Annotated in this window: 17 protein-coding genes and 2 pseudogenes; 9 read left to right on the forward strand and 10 right to left on the reverse strand. The window is 59.2% G+C overall.

Annotation, left to right across the window (positions count from 1 at the left end):
- Window positions 1-49: 49 nt before the first annotated feature.
- Window positions 50-570: pseudogene (locus LB571_RS04505) on the forward strand (tyrosine-type recombinase/integrase); the annotation flags it as partial.
- A 41-nt stretch (window positions 571-611) separates the two neighbouring features.
- Here LB571_RS04505 and LB571_RS04510 read toward each other — a convergent pair.
- Both LB571_RS04510 and LB571_RS04515 read right to left on the reverse strand, forming a co-directional pair.
- Window positions 612-1,130 (reverse strand): RES family NAD+ phosphorylase, encoded by a 519-nt coding sequence (locus LB571_RS04510; RefSeq protein ID WP_015316568.1) that lies wholly within the window; start codon window positions 1,128-1,130, stop codon window positions 612-614.
- Window positions 1,127-1,528 carry an MbcA/ParS/Xre antitoxin family protein gene (locus LB571_RS04515; protein WP_224592518.1) on the reverse strand — a complete coding sequence of 134 codons (402 nt, stop codon included), beginning with the start codon at window positions 1,526-1,528 and terminating at the stop codon, window positions 1,127-1,129. Before LB571_RS04515 ends, LB571_RS04510 begins: the two co-directional genes overlap by 4 nt.
- A 94-nt stretch (window positions 1,529-1,622) precedes the next feature.
- Here LB571_RS04515 and LB571_RS04520 point away from each other — a divergent pair.
- Window positions 1,623-1,766, forward strand: a pseudogene (locus LB571_RS04520) (integrase); the annotation flags it as partial.
- Here the strand turns inward: LB571_RS04520 and LB571_RS04525 are convergent.
- Window positions 1,738-2,151 carry a hypothetical protein gene (locus LB571_RS04525; RefSeq protein WP_224592522.1) on the reverse strand — a complete coding sequence of 138 codons (414 nt, stop codon included), beginning with the start codon at window positions 2,149-2,151 and terminating at the stop codon, window positions 1,738-1,740. The pseudogene LB571_RS04520 and the gene LB571_RS04525 overlap by 29 nt on opposite strands.
- A 605-nt stretch (window positions 2,152-2,756) precedes the next feature.
- Window positions 2,757-3,074 (reverse strand): YMGG-like glycine zipper-containing protein, encoded by a 318-nt coding sequence (locus LB571_RS04530; protein ID WP_015316566.1) that lies wholly within the window; start codon window positions 3,072-3,074, stop codon window positions 2,757-2,759.
- A 226-nt stretch (window positions 3,075-3,300) separates the two neighbouring features.
- Here LB571_RS04530 and LB571_RS04535 point away from each other — a divergent pair, with 226 nt between their 5' ends.
- The 4 genes from LB571_RS04535 to LB571_RS04550 all read left to right on the forward strand — a co-directional run bounded on the left by LB571_RS04535 (window position 3,301) and on the right by LB571_RS04550 (window position 6,512).
- On the forward strand, window positions 3,301-4,866 hold the full coding sequence (locus LB571_RS04535; protein ID WP_224592524.1) for a recombinase family protein: 1,566 nt from the start codon (window positions 3,301-3,303) through the stop codon (window positions 4,864-4,866).
- Complete coding sequence (locus LB571_RS04540; RefSeq protein ID WP_015316564.1) at window positions 4,863-5,726, forward strand: plasmid partitioning protein RepB C-terminal domain-containing protein; 864 nt, start codon at window positions 4,863-4,865, stop codon at window positions 5,724-5,726. Before LB571_RS04535 ends, LB571_RS04540 begins: the two co-directional genes overlap by 4 nt.
- Window positions 5,727-5,867: 141 nt before the next feature.
- Window positions 5,868-6,293 carry a hypothetical protein gene (locus LB571_RS04545; protein WP_224528718.1) on the forward strand — a complete coding sequence of 142 codons (426 nt, stop codon included), beginning with the start codon at window positions 5,868-5,870 and terminating at the stop codon, window positions 6,291-6,293.
- 57 nt (window positions 6,294-6,350) lie between these two features.
- Window positions 6,351-6,512: a hypothetical protein gene (locus LB571_RS04550; RefSeq protein WP_224592526.1), complete on the forward strand. Its 162-nt coding sequence runs from the start codon at window positions 6,351-6,353 to the stop codon at window positions 6,510-6,512.
- A 244-nt stretch (window positions 6,513-6,756) separates the two neighbouring features.
- Here the strand turns inward: LB571_RS04550 and LB571_RS04555 are convergent, their stop codons facing one another.
- The 3 genes from LB571_RS04555 to LB571_RS04565 form a co-directional block, all read right to left on the reverse strand.
- On the reverse strand, window positions 6,757-7,476 hold the full coding sequence (locus LB571_RS04555; RefSeq protein WP_224592528.1) for an SOS response-associated peptidase: 720 nt from the start codon (window positions 7,474-7,476) through the stop codon (window positions 6,757-6,759).
- A gap of 771 nt (window positions 7,477-8,247) precedes the next feature.
- The gene (locus tag LB571_RS04560) at window positions 8,248-8,496 is read right to left on the reverse strand and encodes a hypothetical protein (protein ID WP_224592530.1); all 249 of its coding nucleotides are present in this window, start codon (window positions 8,494-8,496) and stop codon (window positions 8,248-8,250) included.
- A gap of 80 nt (window positions 8,497-8,576) precedes the next feature.
- The gene (locus LB571_RS04565; protein ID WP_224592532.1) at window positions 8,577-8,762 is read right to left on the reverse strand and encodes a hypothetical protein; all 186 of its coding nucleotides are present in this window, start codon (window positions 8,760-8,762) and stop codon (window positions 8,577-8,579) included.
- Window positions 8,763-8,946: 184 nt separating this feature from the next.
- On the opposite strand from LB571_RS04565, the gene LB571_RS04570 reads away from it, so the two are divergent.
- Window positions 8,947-9,330 carry a hypothetical protein gene (locus tag LB571_RS04570; RefSeq protein ID WP_224593009.1) on the forward strand — a complete coding sequence of 128 codons (384 nt, stop codon included), beginning with the start codon at window positions 8,947-8,949 and terminating at the stop codon, window positions 9,328-9,330.
- A gap of 336 nt (window positions 9,331-9,666) precedes the next feature.
- Here LB571_RS04570 and LB571_RS04575 read toward each other — a convergent pair whose 3' ends face one another.
- Window positions 9,667-9,768 (reverse strand): hypothetical protein, encoded by a 102-nt coding sequence (locus LB571_RS04575; protein WP_015316558.1) that lies wholly within the window; start codon window positions 9,766-9,768, stop codon window positions 9,667-9,669.
- Between the two features lie 436 nt (window positions 9,769-10,204).
- On the reverse strand, window positions 10,205-10,519 hold the full coding sequence (locus tag LB571_RS04580) for an N-acetylmuramidase domain-containing protein (RefSeq protein ID WP_224592535.1): 315 nt from the start codon (window positions 10,517-10,519) through the stop codon (window positions 10,205-10,207).
- 453 nt (window positions 10,520-10,972) lie between these two features.
- Between LB571_RS04580 and LB571_RS04585 the strand changes: the two genes are divergently transcribed.
- Both LB571_RS04585 and LB571_RS04590 read left to right on the forward strand, forming a co-directional pair.
- Window positions 10,973-11,302, forward strand: a complete 330-nt coding sequence (locus tag LB571_RS04585; RefSeq protein ID WP_224592538.1) for a hypothetical protein — start codon at window positions 10,973-10,975, stop codon at window positions 11,300-11,302.
- Window positions 11,299-11,550, forward strand: a complete 252-nt coding sequence (locus LB571_RS04590) for a hypothetical protein (protein WP_224592540.1) — start codon at window positions 11,299-11,301, stop codon at window positions 11,548-11,550. The genes LB571_RS04585 and LB571_RS04590 overlap by 4 nt, the downstream gene beginning before the upstream one ends.
- Window positions 11,551-12,667: 1,117 nt before the next feature.
- Here the strand turns inward: LB571_RS04590 and LB571_RS04595 are convergent.
- Complete coding sequence (locus tag LB571_RS04595; protein WP_411908852.1) at window positions 12,668-13,573, reverse strand: LysR substrate-binding domain-containing protein; 906 nt, start codon at window positions 13,571-13,573, stop codon at window positions 12,668-12,670.
- Window positions 13,574-13,603: the final 30 nt, after the last annotated feature.

The following is a 13,603-nucleotide window of genomic DNA, read 5'->3' on the forward strand; positions in this document are numbered from 1 at the left end:
GAGCTAATGCTAACGCATTCCAGTCGCTGCTCAATAGACACCCCGGCTTCTGCGCCGCTCCGAAATCGTCTGGCTCGACGTCGGCCGCGATCAGACCGAGGATTCTTCCGGCTGGATCGAGTTCTTTCCCGACAAAGGGATTTCGGGGACCTTGCGCGGAAAGACCGGCTGGCGCGAGGTCGAAATCGGCCGCGGCTCGTCCGGTGCCACTTGCCCGGTTGTCGCCCTGCAGACCTGGCTGAAGCTGGCGCGGATCGCCCATGGTCCCTCTTCCGGCGCGTCACCGGCCAAGGCAAGACGGTCGGCGCCGAGCGGCTCAATGACCAGGAAGTGGCGCGACGGGTCAAGCGCACCGCTCTGGCCGCTGGTGTCCGCGGCGACCTGTCCGAAGGTGATCGCGCGACAAAATTCTCGGGCCATTCCTTACGTGCAGGGCTTGCCTCCTCGGTTGAAGTCGACGAGCGCTATGTGCAAAAACAACTCGGCCATGCCTCGGCTGAAATGACTCGCCGCTATCAGCGCCGGCGCGATCGTTTCCGTGTCAATCTCACCGAGGCCAGTGGACTGTAGGGCGCAAGCGTCCTCCCCTGCCTTGGGATGCCGAGACTGCGTTATGGCCAGGACAGCTGGTCCTTCGGCAACCGGCCGCTCGGGTCGAATACGGTTATCTTGTGCGGCAGATCCGGACCCCAGTTCCAAAGGACGAGGTTGCGATCCTCAATCTCTGCGCCCGGCGCGAAACTTGGGACCACAATGCCGGCAATATTTCGAGGGCGCAACCGGTCGTAAATGGACCAGGACGCCGGGCGCTCTCCGTCGCTGAGAGCCGTTGCCCAGGCGCAGGCCATCTCTTCGAGCGTCACAGAAAACTCTTCCCTCCCCTCTTGCGTTGTCAGATCGGCAATGTCGTCACAATCGATCTCATAGGAGCAAAGCACGCACGGATCGATACGCTGTGCGAAGCCCTGGTTGGCTTCCTTGATCGCAGTCATGATGGTCAGTGCCAGATAGAGTGCCGGCACGCCTTTGGGATTGAATCGGGCGCCTCGGCTCGCCGCTCCTTCGCCGGAAGTCGGCTTGAATGCCCAACGTGGATCGTGTGCGCGGTAGCAGGTTCTGACGAACTTCACGCAAACCCGCCAACGGCCATGTGATCGAGATAATCACGGACCGCTGCTGCCTTGCCGTCCTTCACCAGCGCCTCAGCGGTGCGTCCCCCAAACGCTGGAAGCGGCTGAGCCCGGTACCAAGCCATCGCCTGCTCCTTGCCGCCCGCCCAATCCGACACGCGGCTGATGATCTCGAGCATTTCCCGTAGACGCCCCTGGGTCTTTACCGTGGCGCTACGCTCTGATCGATAAAGGGTCTCGCGCGCAAGACCGGCGGTCTGGGCTAATTGGCCTTTGGACATGCCAAAACCGTCCGCGACCTGCTCGATCGCAATCTTCCCGTTCCGGTCCATATAGGACAAGATGAGAGATCCGTTCTGCTCGGGTTCCTTGAGTGCATGGGCCACAATATTCACCATACCATATCGAGAGTCATATTTCCTGTGCAAAAGGTATGGCAGTTCTCGACAACTTTCAAGGATTGAACCAATTCAAGCTGTTGCCAACGCCTAGCTGCGCGCAGGCCTCGCGTCCTCGGCGGAGATTGATGAACGCCATGTGCAAAGGCAGCTAGCCACGCCAGCGCCGAGATGACCCGCAAGTACCAGCGGCGTCGCGATCGTTCGGGTTAACCGCACCAAGGCATCCGGGCTCTGAAAGACCGCTCCCGATTGTTCGCTGCCGTGAGGCGGTTAAGTGCTTGAGGTGATGACAACACGTCGTCGAGCAAAGCAATCGCTGCGATCAGGCTGTCGGCGGGCGATGCTTCGTAGTCGGGCATTATCATCAGTTGCGCAATGGAGCGACTGACGAATTCCGGGTTGGGCTTTTCCATTCGCTCTTTGGTGCGAGCGACCTGTTCGGGAAGCGCGCGCGGGGCGTTGAGGTTCTCGCCCAATTGCGACCGGCCTGCAGCGGCGATATCGGAGATGTCGCGCGGGTTGGCTTGCGATCCGCGATAATAGACCTTCTTGGCGATAATTTCCGGAATGGTTTCAAGACGCACCGTCCTGCCTTCCACCACACGGATTCGAACGGGCATCGTTGTCAGCGCTCCGGATGAAGTCAATCTCGCCTATGCCTCAAGGGCGAACTTCTGAAACCGAAGCCAGTTCCCAGATAATCAGATGGCAGTAGCTGCTCGCAGGCGAAATCAGTGGACTCGTCCTCCGTCTACCCGTCAGCGATGAGACGTCGAGTCAGGCCGACCAGCACGCGTTCTTCGCCCCTCCCTGTTGAGATCTTGCATGACCAAGCAAACGCGTCCGCCTCCCTAACCCCGCGTCGGGCCTTGTCTGCCACACTTCAGTTGTCCGCGGACAACCGCCTGTCCGTCCAAGGGCTAGTCGCGTTTGAGGCACGTATTCCGGTGTCCCTTTCGTTCTGGAACGCTATCATGACTGCCTTGTCCGGCGCGAGCGTGACGGGAAAAACGCTCTCGACCTCCTCATCTAGTCGGCCTTGCGTTGGCTTGGCCAGGTCGCTGGGAACGTCGATCACGAAGCGGGCGACGTCGCAACCGCAGCGCCACGATCGGGTTTGGCGGGGCGTTAGGACGCTCCGGCGCTGAAGGTTCCGGCACGCTCCTCAATTCGGCGGACAGCCGGCAAGCCGCCCGTATATTGGCCTCCGCAGCGCCCGCGGGCCTCAATAATTGCCGTTGTAATAGCGGTCGTCGCACGGCGCGGTGTAGATGCGGCCGTAGCGGTCCTGGTAGCGGCAGAGCTGGTCCTCGCGGCGCTGCGGGGTGGTGGCAGAGCCAACGACGGCTCCGAGCAGCGCGCCGCTGGCGGCGCCGATAACCGTGCTCTTGGTGTTACCGCCGATCGCCTGGCCGACGAGCGCGCCGCCGGCGCCGCCGAGGAGCGCGCCTGTCGTGGCGCGCTGCTGGCCCTCTGTCTGCGACTGGCAGCCGGCGACAGCGCCAGCCAACAGCACGGCGGCAATGGCTTTGTGAAAGGTCATGTAATATCTCCCTTAAAACTCTGAAATCCCTATCAACGGTCCCGTGCGGGCGCATTGCGGCGGAACGGGGGCACGGGCTCTCACGAAGTGAGTCAGGGTTTCCCATGAGTTGAAAGCCATGGTTTTCAAAGCGCGAAGCCAGCCGGACGGGCGATTCGATTAAACTGGACTGGAATTGCTATGCGCTGAGCGCTAGGATTGACAATCGTCCCAATGGTGCAAGGCGATGGACAAGGTTGCTGCGGCCCGCGAACCTCCTAAGGAGAGGAGAAGGGTTCGCGCGGCTCAATATGTACGAATGTCCACCGAGCACCAGACTTATTCCCTTGAGAATCAGAAGGATGCAATCCGCAGTTATGCCGAGGTCATGGCGTACGACATCGTCGCCACCTATGAAGATCCCGGCCGTAGCGGGTTGCACATACAAGGCCGGCCCGGCCTCAAGAAGCTGCTATTCGACATTGAACACGGACTCGCCGACTACGAGACGGTCGTCGTCTACGACGTGAGCAGATGGGGCCGGTTCCAAAGCGTCGATGAAAGCGCTTCCTACGAATATCGATGTCAGATGGCGGGTGTACGGATCGAGTTTTGCGCCGAGCAATTCGCGAATGATGGCACCGTCGGATCCGATGTACTCAAGGCCATAAAGCGCAGCATGGCTGCAGAGTACAGCCGGATGTTGTCACAGAGGGTCTTTTTGGGCCAGGTGAGGATGGCCCGCATGGGCTTCCACGTAGGCGGCATGCAGGGGCTCGGACTAAGGCGTCTGATGGTTGACCAGTTCGGACAGCCCAAACTCATCCTCGCCCGCTACGAACACAAGAACTTCCAGACAGACCGGGTGATCATCGTACCGGGGCCACCGGAAGAGATAGCTACTGTTCGATTGATCTTTCGCCTTTTCGTCAGGTCACGCAAGAACGAACCTCAAATCGCGAAATACCTGAATGCCCGGGGGATCCTGAACGACTTCGGCAGGCCTTGGAAGGCCTATGGCGTGCGCCGTGTCCTGACCAATGAGAAATATATCGGCAACAACGTTTGGAATAGACGCTGCACCAAGCTCAAAACCAAGGCTGTGTACAATCCTCCGGATCAATGGGTCAGGGCGGACAACGCCTTTGAACCAATCATCAGTCGCCAACTATTCGACAAAGCACAGCAGATGTTAAAAGCGCTCTACCTTCACATGAGCGATGACGAGATGCTGTCAGCCCTACGAAAACTCCACAAACGGCATGGGAAACTGTCATCCGACATCATTAACGCAGCGCCCGGATGCCCTTCGGCCTATCGCTACAGCGCGCATTTCGGGGGCCTGCTCGGTGCATACAAGCTGATCGGTTGCCTGCCGCCCAGAAAGTTTCATTTCATCGAGATTGACAGGCGCCTCACGGCTATCCGCCATCGCGTTATGGAAGACCTGCTCGTCGCGGTCGACAAGGCAGGCGGCCGCGCTTCCCAGGCTCCTGAAACGGAGCTCATCCGCATCAATGGCGAGGTGACCGTAGCGCTCGCAATCGCCAGGTGTCGCGTTTCGCATTGTGCATATCCCCGCTGGTCTTCGAGGGCGGTGCGAGAGGCCATGGCGGATATTTTCGTCTTGATCCGCATGCAGCCGGGCAATCTGATCATTCGCGATTACCTGATCGCTCCGATGCATGAAATCGTGGGGTTCAAAGGAGATTTCCATGTCAACAATGGAATGAAGCTGGATGCGTTTCTTTTCCGATCACTAGATCCGCTCGTTGCGCTGGCTGAGCGAGCATTCGTAGGGAACGCCGCATGAAGGTGCGCCGCGTAGTTTTAGGCTTGGAAGCCGCCGACCACATTTTGCAAAATAACCGCACAAGACACGCAGCGCTTTTGGAAAAGATGCACGAGCCCAACAGATGGTTCACCGGTCCATGGCTGTGCAAAACCTATCAGGCTGAATGCCAAAGAACGCGGGACATGATCGCCGAAGCGAGTATCTCTCGGCATCTGTTGGAGACGATCACAGAGGTGTTTCGACATCCGATTAAGCAGGAATCGTTCCGTCGCCTGCTATCGGCCGAAAGCCTGGCCTCTGTGCCGAAGGCCCTAACCGAAGGGCCTACTTTGAACCTGCTCGCGGACAGTTCAGCGCCAAGGCCGTTGGTCAATGGAGTTTCTCCCGAGGCTCTCGATCTTTTGCAGGATTGGAATGTGCCTCCGCAGGTCTTCGCGTCCTTGCGCAAGATGGTTCCGGAAAGGCAGTTCAATGCGGCAAGGCTCATGATCGCCCTGAAGAGGATGGGCTTCCACTATGCGCAACTCCTCTCAACGCTCACTCCGGCGTCGCAGTTGGCGGATCCCTCCGTGCCGAGAAAGAAGTTTGTCGGGGTGACAGCCGATCAGCTGGCCGCCATGGAAACTGAGTTTGATTTGCTGAACGAAGAATTTCTGTACTGCGCAAGCCTTCGTGGCACCTGGGCGCTGGAGTTGATGGCGGCAAGGCTCTATCTCGACCGTCTGATGGAAAATGCACGGGTGGTCAGACACCTTGCGCGGGATTTCCCGGAGCAGCTCGGGAGGTTCCAATCGATACTGGACATTCCAGCAGGTGGGGAAGGTTTGACGAGCCAACCGGTAAAAACCGGGCTTAGGCGCACGCATTTCGTCTTTTGAGCTGGCGCCTTCGGGCAAGATGCAGCCCGCTACGTATTGACGTTCACAATTGACACAAATTGGGAAGGCGGTTTCGAGACACCCTTCGCCCATTCGATCTGGGCAGCTACTCCGATGGCAGCGAGCTTGTGGAGCGTGATCTTGATCGATTCACCGGTTGCAGTCGAATTTCAGCTTCAAAGGATCAACGCCGCCGCCATAGACCATCATGAGATCGGCCGATCTGCAGTAGCGGACGTTGCCGCAACTGCATTCCACCTTCACAAGCATATTGTGCCGGGTCGCCTTCCCCAGCGTGTCGATCGGGTCGTGCGCCACGAGAACAGAAAAGGAACAAATTCCTTGCCCGTCCAGCGGCCTTATGGAATCTTTGCGCAGATGAGCGACGAACCAATCAGGCTTCCCGACGCCATAACGCCCGTGTCGCGCGAGCGCGCCAGAGTGCTAGGGCACCTGTGCGAGCACACGGGTTGCGCGAAGCACGGAGGGTTCGGCTTTGCTCGGCATCGCCAAGAGCCGCATTGGTTCTGCTTCGAGCACCGGGATGATGGCGAACGCTATCTCTGAAGGAGGAAACCCATGGTAGATAGACCACCGTATATGCCCACAGGAATTGGCATTGGCATGCTGGGTGATGACGAAACGAAGATCGGCGTCCTGATTTTCGAGACGGCGGAAGGCAATTTCGATTTCGCACTCAATCTGCAGGCGGTCGAAGTCATTCGGCAGGCGCTCAGCAAGATCGAGACGCACCTGACGAAGGGGAAAATCTTGAACCTCGATTAGCCGGTGAAACTATTCTATGCCGCTGACGTTCTTGCCGTCTCAGGGTAGGCGGGCAGGTGGTGCTTGGCAGGATTCAGGAAGTTCGGGTGCCGGCAATGTCTCGGCGCCGGCAAGGTTTTTCAATGCGCGAAGTGGCTGAGCTCAAACGGCACTTGTTGCCCGCGCGGAGTGCACCGAGCCGGGTGCAAAGGGTCTACGATCAGATGCCCTATGTGTCGTGGCAGCGGCCTACAAAGTCCGGAAACTATACGTCGAACAGATCAGTAGGCCCGCGACCGATCTCGTCGATGATATCGGGGGTGTTGTTGCGCGGCGAACCCACCTTGCTGTCGATCGGCCACATCTTCATCAGATCGGACGGAAAAGGCTTCATCAGGTCGCGAGGGTCTTGCTCCGGCCCAAGCCAGCGCATGTAGTCGGCCGGCGCCAGGATCACCGGCATGCGGTCGTGGATGGTCGCCATAAGCGAATTCGGTTCGCAGGTGGCAATGGCAAAGGTCCGCACAAGTTCGCCGGTGACCTTGTCGGCATACTCTTCCCAGATGCCCGCCATGGCGAAGGGCTCATCAGACTTCATCGCGATGGCGTAGGGCTGCTTTTTCTTCCCCGACGCGTCCAGCTTCTGCCATTCGAAATAGCCGTCGACCGGCACCAGGCAGCGGCGCGCATTGTAAGCCTTGCGGAACAAGCCATTGCTGGCGATGGTCTCGCAGCGGGCGTTGACAGGTGGCGGCCGCCCGCCACCATCCCGAGCCCAACCGGGGACCAGTCCCCAGCGCGCCGAGACGAATCCGGCCATGCTGGTCGAGAGCTCTTCACGAATGATGATCGGATAGGTCAGGCTTGGCGCACCGTTCCACAGCGGGAAGCTGTTGCCCAGCCGTTCGACCTCGCCAGGGTGGGCGAATTCGAACCGACGAACCATGTCGGGGATTGTGGTCTTTACGAAAACGCGTCCGCACATGCACCAGAGATAAGTATCCGAAAAGCAAGAGTCTACTTCGGGACGGCTATTCGATCGCGCCACCCTCCCGATTGCTGACAGCCTCCGCCATGACGGCAAAGACGCGTCGGCCGATCGGTTCGCTTCGCAATCGGCCTAGGAATCGCTATAGGTCACGCCGTAGCGGGTTGATCCGCTCGTATTTGCACTCATGCTAATACTAAGCCATGATCCCTTTCTGCCGGTGGGGGATCGCCGGCATGGCCCGGCTGGCGGCCCCCAAAGCCCTAAGTATACCCCCGGCAGCCGGGCCGCCCACATCAATTGCTTGACAAAGGCCAGATGGTCGCGCGCGGCGCTGGTGTGAGGCTTAAAGCGAGGTGGCGGCGGGACATACAGTGGCTAGTAAAACCCTCTGCCTACTGGTGAGCGGGCAGCGGGCCTTTAGTTTCGGTGGTGGAGGCCCACCGGGCTGCAAATGTGCCGTTCGCAGCCGGCCCCGATGGTTAGCCGCCTTTGCACGGATCAACGACTTACTGATTCGTAAGGAACATCCCGACGTCAGCGACGTTTGCGCGGATGGCTCTCGTTACCGGGTTCGCATCCGCAGTGGTGGTTCTTTTTGTCGTCCTGCTATTCACGCACGCAGCCCGAGACCTTCATAGCTCGCCAATCTATCACAGGCTGTGTCGCCGACTGCGCCGAGCCCGTTAGCGCTTCATCGGCTTAGGGGTGATCTCCTCGGTTGCCGGCCCCAGGCCAAGCACACCCCCGGCAACTGGGCCGTCCACATCAATCGCTTGAGGAAGGCGCAGGCCGCACAGGCCCGGTGGTATTCCACTGGATGAACTCGACTTCCTTCCCCGTCACTTCCCGCACGGACTTCAACAGCGCATCATGCAGGGTGCGCGTCGCGCGGTAATGGTCGCAGTTTGGCGATATAAACGGCTTTATGATGCTTTTGTGCAGCGCTTCCGCCGCCATGAGAAAGCGCTCGATTTCAGCCTGGGAAAGCTGTTTCGATGGTTTGGACCTAGCCATTGGCAAACTCCGTTTTAGGGGGTTCGCCGCAACAGGGAGGATTATATTCCCCTTCTTTGAATAGTTGGCAAGCCCTATCGTCAATCGGCCAAGCTGGCATCGCGGTGCTGCATCGCCTCCAGAATGACTTCGAAGGCGCTGCCGACTTCGTCGGCGATCTCCGCCGGGTCGATGCCGTCGCGCTCGGCCGCTCGCATCGCCTCGTTGGCGAGGTCGCTCGCCGCGATCGGATCGTCCGTGATCGCATTCGGCAGATGCTCTGCCATTCACCGGTCGAGGAAATTGGTGCCGCGTGTGCTCATGTGGCCCTCATCCGAACAATGTAAGCGAAGGTCCGCTTCTCGCCCTTCAACTCCGTGACACGTAGCCAGTTTTCTTCCTGGCGCCGGAACGTGACAGGCATCGCCAACCTGTGCCTCCGCCGCTTTGAAAGGCAACTGTGCTGTGACTATGCTCGATGACATAGCCGATCCGGCGGCCATGACCTCAACCCGATACTGCGGCACCCGATCTCCCCGCGATTGTTCCGCAACCACGATTCAATCAGCTTTAGCTAAAATAATTCCGGAACATTTAGCACGGCCGGATGTTGCCACCCGCATGACAAAGCTATCTGACCTTGGCCCTCCGGTTCCCGGCAAACTGCATGGAGGGCAGCACATTGAAGAGCATCTTCACTACTACAACTGCCCGCACTGCGGTCAGCGGGTCGATCAACGCGATCTGCGGCAAGTCTTCTGGCATGAACGGCCTGGTCATGAACCGCTGGAGCCGGATCCTGAGGCGAAGGTGATCGAACTTCCAAAGCGGAATGAGAAAAACCCGCCGGCGTGAGCCAGCGGGTCTTGAACACATTCGGCTGATCTCAGGGGACCGGTGGCGGTGGCGGCGGTACCGATGGACCGGGGCCAGCCGTTACAAACGAAAGTCCTTCGCGCTTGGTCAGAACGGGCTTCTCGTAAGTTTTCATCGCGCAGATCACGTCTTGCTCAGGCCGGATACGATGACCACCTGGGCTGCGATGCTGCCCAGGCGCTCGCGCTTTTTCAGTTCTGGCTTTTCGTATGTCTTCTTCACAGTGGTGCTCCTCGCTTTACCCTCGGGAGGGAAAGTGCCTTGCGTCCGTGCTGTCTGTCAACAGCAAGCATGCCCTGTTCGGGGCAAGCTGATCTATTCTTTTAGTACCGGCACGGAAGGGCCGGGGCCGATCGCCGTGACTGCCGAGAGACGTTCACGCTTGGTGAGAACAGGCTTATAATAGGTCTTCTTCATGTGGGTGTTCCCCTCGCTTTACCCTCGGCGGCGAAATTGCCTTGCGCAAGCGAGTGTTGTCAACCAGAAGCCCGCGCCCCTCGGCAGAAAAGCGCGGGCCGACCAAGTTTGCCCTTGGCCAGCAGCGCGAAGGAACGTTGGAGTGCGCTGCGTCGGCCCAAACTTGCATTCGATTAGGCTGTTCCAGCGAAAAGCAAAAAAGCCCGCCACCTTTCGGCGACGGGGCATTGTCTTCGGTGTTTGCGGCGCCCTTGCTAGAATGAAAGGTCACGGGTAGCGTCCGCACGCGAGCAGACGGGCGCGGAAATGAACTATGTAAATGTGGTCGTGTTTGTGGTTCCGGCTCTGCTCGGCCTTCTTTCTACAGCCTTGCTCGGCCCAAGATATGGAATGTTGGTAGGCGCCGCGCTCACGCATAGACGTCTTGGGTTTCGTTTCAATCATTCCAACCCAGCACGTGTTCGAATTCGAGTTGGGGTATGCTGTCGGCCGGATATGGCTTGTCACCCCATTTGGGATACGCCAGCCCCTGCTTTACCGCCAAGAAACGCGCGCCCGGTGCCAGATTGCGATAGAAGACGTGCGGCTCGAAAAGGATGATGGGCCGCCCCTGGCTATCGAACCCTTGACCGCGTGTTTCAACGTCTAGGACAGCATGAATTTCGTCCTCTCCTACTCCGATGGTTGCGCCGAGCTTGGGCAAATTAAATTCGTCAAGGCGCTTGGCAGCGCCCCTGAAATTGGGCTCCATGGTGTTTCCCTCGGTGGAGTGTGGGATTGCTTAGGGCGCGAGAATGACGGACGGGTCGAGGCCCAGGGCCTGGACGAGGCCAACGCGTCGGGATCGTCGCAATAGACGGATGGGTGGTCCGGCGCGAACCAGCGGGCGAAATAGACCGGGTTCGCCGTCAGTGCCGCTTATGCGTCACCCATCTTTCCGGCGTCGATGATGCGGGCCTGGACAGTGGATTTCGGTACTGTTTGGTGCACTGCCGGCACGGCACTCCATGATGTACCGTCCCATGTCTGGCGTGCGTCGTCTGCGCTGAAGAAACGTCAACGGCATCAGGCGGCGGCTCCGCACCGTCGAAGGCGCCTGTGTACGCGCATTTGCGTCAACGAAATATTTTGTCATGATCTGAGACCATTCTGTGAGGACAGGTAAAACGATGAGGTGGGTTTTCAGGGCGAAAGAACACCACTGATGTCAAGATTGACTATCTGGCTGCGGAAGAGACGCCATCCATTGCCGAAGCATGCTGAAGTCGGGCGTTGGACTGGCGGGATCGAGGACGGCAGAAAGATTTTTGGGTGCGAACCAGACGCCCCCTTCCGCATTGGGTCATTCTGTTCAATTGCCGATGAAACGGTCTTCGTGTGCAGCGGCAATCATCCAACAGATTGCGCGACGACCTGCTACATCCATGAAAAAATGCTTGGAAAGCCTAACCCTGGAGGACATGGCGGCAAGGGCGGCATCAAGATCGGCAACGATGTCTGGTCGGCAGAAGAGCACTCATTCTACCTGGAGTGACTATCGGCGACGGTGCCGTCGTCGCTGCGCATGCGACTGTGGTCAAGAATGTCCCGCCCTATGCCATCGTTGGGGGAACGCCCGCCGAGATCATCCGATACCGCTTCCCCAATGAGATCATTGCCAAGATGCTGGCCATTGCTTGGTGGAACTGGGATGATGAGAAAATTCGACAAGAGGCCGACGCCTTAACGGGACCTATTGATGATTTTGTCGGCTACCACTTTAAGCCCACGCCCGTACAATAAGCTTCCAGTCCGCATTGGTGATGGCTGCTTCGCCTGTGGTATTGAGCCCGCTCGGCGTGACATGCGCCCCCGACGCGGATGTTGATATTTGGTTGCGCACCGAATGGTTATGCATTCAATGCTTGAGCAGAAGAAAACAAGCTCTGGACTCCTGGGACGTAGTTTCCCCATTATTTTACGTGGGGGAAAATCAAATGAAAAGACTGCAAGCTCTTGCGAGCACCGCGCTGTTTCTGGCCGGTTGCTCAACCACTCCTGTTGTATCTGATGGCGATCTCACGGCAATGAATACCGTGGCCTTGTGCCATACATTGGCCTCCACGGACGAACAATATCGAAGCAGAGTAGCGGCCCTGCTAGTCCGCCGCGGGGCGACGGCGGACAAGTGCATGCGGCTTGTAGAGGCCGACAATGCGTAGCGACTGGAATAGCGCGGCCGTTGCTGTTGCGGCCAACAACGGCTACGGCGGGGGATATTACCGCCCACCTCGCACGGCCTACGGCGTGGCCTGGGATCAATTCTATGAACAGAACTATGCGCTAATGTGGCGGTGCCGGGACAAGGCCACCGGCCGGTTCGTCGACGACTTCTATTGCAATGGGAGCCCATGATCGACAGCACTTGGCCAGGGTGGTCGGCGTCGGGGACTGCTATGGATCGATCTCGCTACGACAATCAATCCAAACAATGGCGCAAGCGGCAAGGCGCACAGCGGCGGCGGGCGCGTCTGCTGGCAGGCGCGCCGAAACGGCTGGTCCTCTGGACGGTTGCCGCAGTCGCCGCACTGACCGCGCAGTTCGTCATGCAGCGCGGCGGTGATATGCCCGATGTCAATCTATCGAACTTGATCGGCCTAAAGCCGGATTCGGATCGCTGGGGTCGCGTCCGTCATAGATGGCGACACAGCCACCATCTCCGTCGACCTGCAGGGTTCCGGCCCAGATGAGCGACCGGTCGCTCCGCCGTTCGGTCCGGCGCATAGACATAGGTGACGCCGGTGGGTCGCTCCCGTCCCATGTTCGGTACCGGGGGCGCCTCGACGCGCGCGGTCGACGATCTCATCAACGCCGCGGACAAGAGCGGGGCCGGCAGTGCCGCACCGATGCTGCAGGGATTTTACGTTGGCCGCTCCCTTACCAACCAGTTTAGCAGGTCGGACACGCGTGCTTTGGCGTCCTCTCGCGCCGGGCAGATCGCGTAGTAGCCATAGCCGCTTTCGATGATGCGCCGAAAGGGGGTGACAAGCGTGCCACTTTCCAGATCCTGTCGTGCAAGATGCATGTCGCCCATCGTGACGCCATAACCGCTTGCCGCTGCCGTCATCGCGAAATCCTGGGTGTCGAATATCTGGTTGCGCACCGCCGTCAGGTCATAGGCGCCCTCGGCCTGCAGCCACAGCGTCCAGTCGCTCTGTCGCGCATTGGAGTGCAGCAGCACGCAGTCGGCCAGGCTTTCGATCCGCGCTGGGTTGCCAAGCGAGGTGGCAAACGAGGGCGAGCACATCGGGGTCAGTTTTTCGGGCAAAAGCAATTCGACATGCATGCCCGGCCAATGGCCGTTGCCATAGAGGACCAGCAGGTCGATGTCGCCGGTCCCGAAGGTCGGGCGGGCGAACCAGGCAGTGTCGATCGTGATGTTCAGACCCGGATGGCGACCATGAAGGTCCGTCAGTCGAGGTAGAAGCCAGCGCCGGGCGAAGGTCGGCGGCATGCGCACCGTGAGCGACCGCCCCCTGGTCCGTGTTGCCTCGAAGGAGTTGCGCAGCGAGATAAGCAATCCGTTGACGATGGGAACGATCGCCTCTCCTTGCTCCGTCAGCACCACTTTGCGCGTGTGGCGCTGGAACAGGCTGCAGCCGAAGTAATGCTCGAGCTGCTGTATTTGGCGGCTGATGGCGCTCTGGCTGAGATTGAGCTCGGAGGCAGCCAGCGTGAAGCTTCCGGTTTCCGCGACGACGGAAAAGGTCTGCAATGTCTGCAGCGGCGGCAACCGATTCTGTTGGAACGCCAGTTTCAAAACCATTCTCCGCGATGGACCCGTCATTAAACAGGC

It is taken from the genome of Mesorhizobium sp. BR1-1-4 (assembly GCF_020165375.1).
Taxonomy (GTDB): Bacteria; Pseudomonadota; Alphaproteobacteria; order Rhizobiales; family Rhizobiaceae; genus Mesorhizobium; species Mesorhizobium australicum.

Excerpts from the sequence above, each read along its gene's own strand:
- LB571_RS04525 (WP_224592522.1), bottom strand. The coding sequence starts at position 2,151 with ATGCCCGTTCGAATCCGTGTGGTGGAAGGCAGGACGGTGCGTCTTGAA.
- LB571_RS04575 (WP_015316558.1), bottom strand. The coding sequence starts at position 9,768 with ATGAAGAAGACCTATTATAAGCCTGTTCTCACCAAGCGTGAACGTCTC.
- LB571_RS04515 (WP_224592518.1), bottom strand. The coding sequence starts at position 1,528 with ATGGTGAATATTGTGGCCCATGCACTCAAGGAACCCGAGCAGAACGGA.
- LB571_RS04580 (WP_224592535.1), bottom strand. The coding sequence starts at position 10,519 with ATGGAGCCCAATTTCAGGGGCGCTGCCAAGCGCCTTGACGAATTTAAT.
- LB571_RS04570 (WP_224593009.1), top strand. The coding sequence starts at position 8,947 with ATGCTCGATGACATAGCCGATCCGGCGGCCATGACCTCAACCCGATAC.
- LB571_RS04530 (WP_015316566.1), bottom strand. The coding sequence starts at position 3,074 with ATGACCTTTCACAAAGCCATTGCCGCCGTGCTGTTGGCTGGCGCTGTC.
- LB571_RS04585 (WP_224592538.1), top strand. The coding sequence starts at position 10,973 with ATGTCAAGATTGACTATCTGGCTGCGGAAGAGACGCCATCCATTGCCG.
- LB571_RS04540 (WP_015316564.1), top strand. The coding sequence starts at position 4,863 with ATGAAGGTGCGCCGCGTAGTTTTAGGCTTGGAAGCCGCCGACCACATT.
- LB571_RS04550 (WP_224592526.1), top strand. The coding sequence starts at position 6,351 with ATGCTGGGTGATGACGAAACGAAGATCGGCGTCCTGATTTTCGAGACG.
- LB571_RS04555 (WP_224592528.1), bottom strand. The coding sequence starts at position 7,476 with ATGTGCGGACGCGTTTTCGTAAAGACCACAATCCCCGACATGGTTCGT.
- LB571_RS04560 (WP_224592530.1), bottom strand. The coding sequence starts at position 8,496 with ATGGCTAGGTCCAAACCATCGAAACAGCTTTCCCAGGCTGAAATCGAG.
- LB571_RS04595 (WP_411908852.1), bottom strand. The coding sequence starts at position 13,573 with ATGGTTTTGAAACTGGCGTTCCAACAGAATCGGTTGCCGCCGCTGCAG.
- LB571_RS04535 (WP_224592524.1), top strand. The coding sequence starts at position 3,301 with ATGGACAAGGTTGCTGCGGCCCGCGAACCTCCTAAGGAGAGGAGAAGG.
- LB571_RS04565 (WP_224592532.1), bottom strand. The coding sequence starts at position 8,762 with ATGGCAGAGCATCTGCCGAATGCGATCACGGACGATCCGATCGCGGCG.